Source organism: Enteractinococcus helveticum (genome assembly GCF_001657475.1).
Classification (GTDB): Bacteria; Actinomycetota; Actinomycetes; order Actinomycetales; family Micrococcaceae; genus Yaniella; species Yaniella helvetica.
This window is the reverse complement of record NZ_LXEY01000021.1, coordinates 308,542-315,504: the sequence shown is the minus strand read 5'-3', so window position 1 is coordinate 315,504 and position 6,963 is coordinate 308,542. Positions and strand designations below refer to the sequence as shown.

Here is a 6,963-nt window from a genome sequence, read left to right as displayed (position 1 = left end):
AATTCACCGGCCGCATCGGCGACCACGAAATCACCTTCCCGCCAGACATCACCCCCGGCGCAGCCCACATCCTGGACCGACTCAAGCTCACAACCTAAAACGGGTCACTAAACTTGTGCAAGTCAGGGCAAAGCCTGAATTTGTGGAAGTTTCTACCAGCATCAACCCCGACACACATACGGCATACTTCACCGACTGTGGTGTCTTTGTCTCGACCGTGATGCGCTCCAGTGGTGCAGATGAGAGCTTTCCAATCCGAGGCACCGCCGTGATGCAGTCATATCTGCGCGGCAGTGACAAGTATGAGACCTTCCACCCTTCCAGTGTTGGCGACCTCCAGTCCGGCGACATCCTGTTCTTGAACGGCCACATCTTCATCTACACCGGTGAGCGACACAGTGGGATTGATGGCAGTTCACAAGGAGCATCGCTGAGCACTCGACCACCATCTGGTCACATTACCTATCTATCCGACAATCGCGGCGGTTACGAGGTAGCTCGCTTGGTGAGCTCGTAAGGTCGTCCGGACACTGTCAAACAAACTACATTGCCCAGCGCACTGGAAAGGAGGGCCATGTCAAAGCCCATCAAACAATACTGGCCAATTGCTGCAACACTGGGATTGATTGCCGTAATTGTCCTGGCGCTACTGCGCCCTTGGAGCACCCCAAAGACAGAACTAACCTTTGAACTGTCACCAACCCAGGTGGACATTGCCATTGACAGTCAAGACTATGGCTCGGTTGCCAGTGGTGAAATGCTGGAAGTCGAATTGTCCGGCGATGTCATCGTGGAGGCATCGCGAGAGGGATTCACCCCTGAATCGCTGCCTCTCACTGTTGATCCGGGGGAGGCACAGACCGTGTATTTTGGCCTGGTGCCAGAAACCCCAGAGGCCGAAGAGCTGGTTGATGAGCAAGACAGTGTGGTCGATGAACAGGTCATTACAGAGGAATACCACGACCGTGCAGAAGGCATGTTTGACAAGCACCCTATTTTGAGCGATTTACCGCAAGAGGACCAATACTACGGCGCATACCAGGGAATACCGGAGGGTGATGCTCACGACTTTGCCATCCATCTCCACTTGTATGTTGGACACGAAGCTCAGGGTCGAGAAGATTTTGAAGTCTGGATGGACGATGCAGGTTACAGTACTAGCAACTACCAGATCATCGAAGACATCAAAGATGAAGACCCACCCGTCATACCGGACGATGGACCCAGCTACACTGCGCTGCAAGATATGAATCCTGGCGACATCTCGATGCCCACAGCTGACAACAAGGGCTTGGGGGTCGATGCGTTGGCGTTGCACTTCGCTGAAGTGTCCACCACCTGGGATACCGCAGAAGATGTGCACCACACTGATGGCTTGATTCGCGCCAAGCCACTGATGACTCACGACCTGGCAGATTCCATCGAAATGCCACACCGTCCAACGCCTTCGCAATCCTGGTGGACGGCATACGAACATGAGGCCAAGTCCTACGTGTGGCTGCATGACTACAGCTCGCAACACTACCGTGACAACAGTACCGTTGAGATGCAAGTGTGCTGGGCTTGGGTTGCCGATGAAATGGAACCGGTCGTGGATGGGCCTCGCACTTTAGAGGCGACCGTTGACACCACCGGCAGCGACAACATCATCTCGGATTTCTTCTATGAAGACCCCGATGATTTCGTCGATAGCTCTGCCAGTCCATGCATTCCAGAGGATGCATCCTAGGCTGATTCAGCGTTTACATTACGCCCCGATGATCACCGTGATTATCGGGGCGTAATCGTCTGTCGCACCTGCTGTCATTCCGCTCGTTTGCTATACACCCAGGGTTGACCGGGGTCGGTCTCATAGTTTTGTAATTATCACGATTCATTTGATAGGACGGAACTCTTATTGCTTGCATCGTGGGAACTACAAGAGGTAGTGACACTCAATCCGCATGAGGTGCAACATCGTGGTAGTTTCGGGATACCCGACATACATCAGGTGTGATGTCAGTAGCAATGATGCATTAGATCGTCAAGATAATTTTGCAATACCAGTGACAAAGGAAGACATCGTGAAGCTTGGACCAGGCCAACGAGTTATTGCAACAGCTAACCTCAGATTTGGACTCTTTACATCAGTTCCCCAAGGTATGACCGGGACCATCGTCGAAGTCGGAGGGTTCTTCACTACAAGGTGCTATGTCCAGTGGGATAATGGCGAACAAGGTGAGGTGGCTGGCAACCTCTTGGCGCCGATCCGCCGATAAAGGCTTACTACCGGCTAACTCGACATCTCAGACACGGTGGTGTTCTGGTGTTAAAGGAGGTTGCGGTAGGTGCATGTGGTTGTGACGGCAATGATGGGTGCATGATTCTGGTGTCACTCACTTGTATGTAGGATACGATCAGAGATTATGGAGCTTAGCGAATTAGCATAGGAGATCATAAGTTCGCGTCTTTAAGGAGACCCTATGATTGAACCCTGGATGTCTGCTGATGACATGGCCGAACACCTCGGCGTTACAAAGCATACGATTTACGGCTGGATCAGTGATCGAGCCATGCCAGCTCATAAAATCGGCAGATTGTGGAAGTTCAAAGCTTCCGAGGTCGATGACTGGGTGCGCTCTGGTGGTGCAGCCGTGGTCGAAGAGGAAAAAGACTAGGGTTCGTGCCGATAAACATCGTTGGTGGCTAAACATGGCAGGGTCCACGTTTTGTTTTGCAGCCTGACCATCTCAACCACCATTATGATCTCATAAACACGCAGACCGCCTCCAAGCTTTCGGTGCTGGGCGCTACATCGTCTAACACCATTGCAGTCCTACAGGTTGGCTGGGAATGCATTGCCGATGCCATTCCAACAGATGCGCCCAGGGTCGCCTCAACACAGCAGCGCCCCGGTTACCGATACGGTCGCCGGGGCGCTGCTGTTTGAGTTTTCATTCTGCGCGCCTACTATGCACCCAGTCCAGCACGTCTTCGGGCAAGTACATCACTGACTGACTGTTCCACTTTACCGGCGTTGGACCGGTGCCAGCCGAATTCCAGTTGGCCAGGGTCCCTGTAGAGATATTGAGGTAGTCTGCTACCTCTGGTCGGGTCATCAAGCGCGGTAGGTCTGCTTTGGTCATTGGGGTATGTTGTGTTTGCGTCATACCTATACAGTGTCCGGCGCGCGATCCGAGCTGATGACCAGTCTCAGCGATAGAATGAACAGGTGTGAACAGTAGGGATAGTGGACACTTTTGAGAGCAACTTAAGAGCACATTTGAGAGTGCACGGATGTGAAACCGAATGATTGGCTCTGAAAGGCTATGACGTGATTTCGGCTCAAAGACACAGCTGTAAGGTGCTCCTGGGCGCCGATGCAACGAAGGGAGATGACGAGTTAGCGTCCTGACACCAAAAACATCCGCCGCCCATGATCAGGGTGCGGTGATTGCTATTTGCTTGGGATCCCTGTTGCTGCGTCATATTAGTTAAGGCTACCGCACCTGGGCAGACTATGGCAGTGTCACGCTATAAGGCATCGAACGTGGAAAACCGCTGGTTTATGGCTTTACACAATATCCACACTGGCATATTCCGGATGGATCCGATAGACAGTTATCCACCCGGGACACCGCAAGGCGATCCGAGCAGTTTTACACTCTGGCACAAGCTGCATGATGACGCCGGAGAAGCGGTGTTCTTTACATTACCTCTGGCTGCAGTGATCGCAGCTTTCGTGTTGCCAGGGGTGGCCTGGACGGTGATCTCACTTGCCTTGGCCGCCGGTTTGTTTATTACAGCTGATGCATTCGGCCAAACGTGGGATCGAGATTCGCCACGCACCGGGTTGATCCAACGTGCAAATCTGGTGCCCGGCCTGCTGTAGGTTGCCGCTGTGTTCATGGAGTGTATTTCACCCTACGATCGTTCGTCGGTGCGTGTTAAACGGGGCGGATGCCTTCGTCTGCAAGTCGCTGGCGAGCTCGGCCAAGCTGCCGGTCGGTTGAGAAGATGTTCCACTGTGTTTCTAGCTCTGTATCGAACACCAGGTTGCCGAAAGCACGGAAAGCGCCCTTACCGCGAATGGCTTGCAGAAGACGTTCACTCAGCTGTGCATCAGGCAGGCGTTCGGCGAATTCGGCCATATCGTTCCAGCCATCACGGCCGCCAATCCGCTCGAACCATAGATACCGTTCTGGATCGGATTCCACGTCAATCGCCTCGTCTCCAACGGCGACTGGATCTGTCAGATCTGGAGGGAACACGGCGCCGGTGACCGAATCCAGATACGCGCCCTCCATTGTGACCGGGTCGCCTTCGATTAATTCGGCGAACATATCTAAATCTACGGGAAGGGCTTTTCCGGCGAGTGACTCGTTGCGCAGACGTGCTAACAGATCATCGGCCAGTTGTTGATCACCTGGGTTACCGCGCCAGTTGAGGCGGTTGATGATGGTAGCCACCAGAGCTTTGTCATCCTTCGTGTTAGTTTCCAACAGGAGCGGTGCACCAGCTGCGACTTGCTGTAATGCGTCGTCGATATCGGGGCCGGTGATGGCTGAGCGGAACGCGTCAGCAGCACCGTTGTAGATAGCCCCGCGCACCTCACGCATGTCTACCTGTGGTGCCCGTTTTTGGCCGAGCCACTGATTGCTGAGCATGGAGTGGATTTTTGCGGGGGGCCGCGGAGGGCTGCTTGCACCGTCGTCATCGGGCCAACGCCGGCCGTACTGATCGGGCATGTTGCCCCAGCCCCAGTAGGCCAGCGGTGCTTTGGGCCGGATGCCAAGTACTTCCACCGGATCGACTTTGACCGTGTCTACCGTGCACTGGTGTGTCCAGTGATCCCCGAGGTCGTAGACGAATTGAAACTGGTCTCCCGGCTGGACAGCGCGCGCTACTTTTGCCGTGGACATATCGGCAGGCTGACTGATCGGATCGGCAAGATTCATTTGGTACGCGGGGTCAACGATGGTCGTTCCATCTTCGAGCATAAATTCGCAAAGATGCGACATATCCCACCGTGCAAAGGCTACGTTGATTGCTTCGGCGAAGGCCTGAAAAGTGTGCGAGGGGCCGACCGCGAAGATGCGGCCGGGGTAGGACCAGAGCTCCTCGCCACGACCACCCAGCAGTTCCACTGAAATTGATAACCAGGTTTTAGCCATGCCTCAAGTCTTACAGAAGATGTGCGTGAGATACATGCCTCCGGTTACCCGATAGTTTCGGATATCCAGGCAAGAACGTGCTCGGCTTGTTTTCGTGCCTGGGTTCGTGGGTGAACAGATCTTGGGTCTTTTCCAGAACCAACACGTGGGGGACTGCCTTGGCGTCGCGCTGCATGCTTCACGGGCAGTCCGGCGCGGTCAATAAACATATGGATTTGTTGACGGCGTGGTTTGGCCAGAGGCCATTCTAGGATGCGCTCATCTTTTGCTTTGAGGAAGCGTTCGAGCTCGTCGGCATCGTTGCCACCGGGGCTTGTCCAATCGATCGACCAATCATCCACAGCGCGTTGTGGCTTTGCCAGGTGATCGCGTGCGATGCTCGCGAGCTCAGTGAAAGCTTGGGGGAGCAGCCCGTGGATGCCAGCGGAGCGTTGCGATGAGCAAGGGCAGTACAGGGATTCTCAGCGCTCGCAGTTCGCCGACGATATTGTTGGCTTGTGAGTCATTAGCTGCAGACAAGATCGCTGCTGTTGCTGGTCCCAGGTTGGTCAGTCGCTGGTGAAGCAACGTTTCGTTGGGGTCAGCTACGTAACGTTGTACCGTGATGGCAAGCCCGGAGTGGCGTCCGTCGATGGGAACGGAGCTCAATGGCGGTCGCAGGTGCTTGCGGTATTCGCTTTTCCAATCGAAGCAGGTACGATAAGTACATTATGTACACTTCTTGAGGTTTTCGAAAGAGGTACTTATGCTTCCTTCGGCAGACTATCCATCGTTTTCAAGCGCCAGGATTCATTTGAAAGAAGTGCTCGATCGAGCTGATCGTGGCCAAATTGTCACTATTGCTCGCGGACATGAAAAAAGTGCTGTCCTATCCGCAGAGAAACTTCGTGAACTCCTGACACAGACCGTCCGGCCGCAGATTCAAGTTGCTCATGAAGATGACAGGATCATTGTTTTTATGGAATCACGGCCCTTCGTATCGGAAGGGCTCACGGTTGATGATGCACTCGACGATTTGATCGAGTCACTGCGGGAGTACGCTGAAGACTGGGTCGAACACCTATCTGGTGCACCGAATCATGCTGGGAATTGGGCGCTTGTCGAGTTGGTGACGTTGTCGAGCGATCAGCAGTTGCGAGACTGGTTTGAGCGTGATGGCGAGTAAGTTTCCACCGGCGACGCGCGATGATCATGATACTTTTTGTATCCATGAAAAATGGGAACTGAAGCGTGGTGCCAAAGGGCAGCCGGTTCGGCACCATAAAACGTATGTGCTTGAGCTGTGGGACGGAAGGATATTGCGTACCCGTATTTCACGACCCGTCAATGGGACTCAATATGCGGCCAGGATGTGGAACCACATCCTTCGTGAACAGCTCGAAGTAGATTCAGTGGCTTTTTGGGCATGTGTCAGAAAATCAGAACTGCCGGATCGTGGTGGACCAGAGCGAGTTGAAATAGAAAAACCGGTGCCGCTTTATCTATACCGGGAGTTAACGAGGCTGGGTGTCTCAGATGCCGAGATCGCACAGCTCAACGTAAGCGAAGCAGCCGAACTCTATGCACAACTATTACGCGATTCTGAAGGCTGAAATCGGTTTAGAAAGAGTGCTGATCATCGTGGCACTGATCATCCTGATTCCATCAGCTGTCAGCTTCCTGGCAGGGTTTGAGCTCTGGTGGTGCGCTATTGCTGCAGTGATTCTCATCAGCCTGTCGTCGCTTGGTATTTGGATGTTGCTCTGATCCGTGCTCGTGCGGTGAGGTGACTAGGCTTCATGGGCTCAGCGAGCCAGTGTAGGTTTCTGCG

Annotated in this window: 12 protein-coding genes; 8 read left to right on the top strand and 4 right to left on the bottom strand. The window is 53.8% G+C overall.

The features are described from left to right. The first annotated feature begins 142 nt into the window (after nucleotides 1-142). From A6F49_RS11945 to A6F49_RS11930, 4 genes are all read left to right on the top strand, one after another. Entirely contained in the window at nucleotides 143-517 is a 375-nt protein-coding gene (locus A6F49_RS11945) for a hypothetical protein (RefSeq protein WP_043058461.1), read from the top strand. Between the two features lie 57 nt (nucleotides 518-574). Next, a complete protein-coding gene (locus A6F49_RS11940; protein WP_043058460.1) occupies nucleotides 575-1,729 on the top strand; it encodes a hypothetical protein in 1,155 nt (384 codons plus the stop codon). Nucleotides 1,730-2,063: 334 nt separating this feature from the next. Next, complete coding sequence (locus tag A6F49_RS11935) at nucleotides 2,064-2,258, top strand: hypothetical protein (protein WP_043058459.1); 195 nt, start codon at nucleotides 2,064-2,066, stop codon at nucleotides 2,256-2,258. Between the two features lie 204 nt (nucleotides 2,259-2,462). Then, nucleotides 2,463-2,657 carry a helix-turn-helix domain-containing protein gene (locus A6F49_RS11930; RefSeq protein ID WP_043058458.1) on the top strand — a complete coding sequence of 65 codons (195 nt, stop codon included), beginning with the start codon at nucleotides 2,463-2,465 and terminating at the stop codon, nucleotides 2,655-2,657. A 276-nt stretch (nucleotides 2,658-2,933) separates the two neighbouring features. Here the strand turns inward: A6F49_RS11930 and A6F49_RS11925 are convergent, their stop codons facing one another. After that, a complete protein-coding gene (locus A6F49_RS11925; RefSeq protein WP_150119479.1) occupies nucleotides 2,934-3,149 on the bottom strand; it encodes a helix-turn-helix transcriptional regulator in 216 nt (71 codons plus the stop codon). A gap of 356 nt (nucleotides 3,150-3,505) precedes the next feature. On the opposite strand from A6F49_RS11925, the gene A6F49_RS11920 reads away from it, so the two are divergent. Next, the gene (locus A6F49_RS11920) at nucleotides 3,506-3,871 is read left to right on the top strand and encodes a DUF998 domain-containing protein (protein WP_150119478.1); all 366 of its coding nucleotides are present in this window, start codon (nucleotides 3,506-3,508) and stop codon (nucleotides 3,869-3,871) included. 55 nt (nucleotides 3,872-3,926) lie between these two features. On the opposite strand, the gene A6F49_RS11915 is transcribed toward A6F49_RS11920, so the two are convergent. The 3 genes from A6F49_RS11915 to A6F49_RS11905 are packed head-to-tail and all read right to left on the bottom strand — an operon-like array spanning nucleotide 3,927 to nucleotide 5,801. Next, complete coding sequence (locus tag A6F49_RS11915) at nucleotides 3,927-5,153, bottom strand: UPF0158 family protein (RefSeq protein WP_043058456.1); 1,227 nt, start codon at nucleotides 5,151-5,153, stop codon at nucleotides 3,927-3,929. 44 nt (nucleotides 5,154-5,197) lie between these two features. Beyond that, on the bottom strand, nucleotides 5,198-5,494 hold the full coding sequence (locus tag A6F49_RS11910) for a hypothetical protein (protein WP_043058455.1): 297 nt from the start codon (nucleotides 5,492-5,494) through the stop codon (nucleotides 5,198-5,200). A gap of 46 nt (nucleotides 5,495-5,540) precedes the next feature. After that, nucleotides 5,541-5,801: a hypothetical protein gene (locus tag A6F49_RS11905; RefSeq protein WP_043058454.1), complete on the bottom strand. Its 261-nt coding sequence runs from the start codon at nucleotides 5,799-5,801 to the stop codon at nucleotides 5,541-5,543. 97 nt (nucleotides 5,802-5,898) lie between these two features. Between A6F49_RS11905 and A6F49_RS11900 the strand changes: the two genes are divergently transcribed. From A6F49_RS11900 to A6F49_RS11895, 3 genes are read left to right on the top strand one after another with little or no spacing between them, the layout of a single operon-like run. Then, on the top strand, nucleotides 5,899-6,318 hold the full coding sequence (locus A6F49_RS11900; protein ID WP_043058453.1) for a hypothetical protein: 420 nt from the start codon (nucleotides 5,899-5,901) through the stop codon (nucleotides 6,316-6,318). Next, on the top strand, nucleotides 6,305-6,745 hold the full coding sequence (locus tag A6F49_RS17760) for a cytotoxic translational repressor of toxin-antitoxin stability system (protein ID WP_150119477.1): 441 nt from the start codon (nucleotides 6,305-6,307) through the stop codon (nucleotides 6,743-6,745). The genes A6F49_RS11900 and A6F49_RS17760 overlap by 14 nt, the downstream gene beginning before the upstream one ends. Continuing rightward, complete coding sequence (locus A6F49_RS11895; protein WP_043058452.1) at nucleotides 6,714-6,899, top strand: hypothetical protein; 186 nt, start codon at nucleotides 6,714-6,716, stop codon at nucleotides 6,897-6,899. The genes A6F49_RS17760 and A6F49_RS11895 overlap by 32 nt, the downstream gene beginning before the upstream one ends. Nucleotides 6,900-6,963: the final 64 nt, after the last annotated feature.

Bases quoted from the DNA above. Each gene is read 5' to 3' on its own strand.
- A6F49_RS11940 (WP_043058460.1), top strand. From the start codon at position 575: ATGTCAAAGCCCATCAAACAATACTGGCCAATTGCTGCAACACTGGGA.
- A6F49_RS11930 (WP_043058458.1), top strand. From the start codon at position 2,463: ATGATTGAACCCTGGATGTCTGCTGATGACATGGCCGAACACCTCGGC.
- A6F49_RS11925 (WP_150119479.1), bottom strand. From the start codon at position 3,149: ATGACGCAAACACAACATACCCCAATGACCAAAGCAGACCTACCGCGC.
- A6F49_RS11915 (WP_043058456.1), bottom strand. From the start codon at position 5,153: ATGGCTAAAACCTGGTTATCAATTTCAGTGGAACTGCTGGGTGGTCGT.
- A6F49_RS11900 (WP_043058453.1), top strand. From the start codon at position 5,899: ATGCTTCCTTCGGCAGACTATCCATCGTTTTCAAGCGCCAGGATTCAT.
- A6F49_RS11895 (WP_043058452.1), top strand. From the start codon at position 6,714: ATGCACAACTATTACGCGATTCTGAAGGCTGAAATCGGTTTAGAAAGA.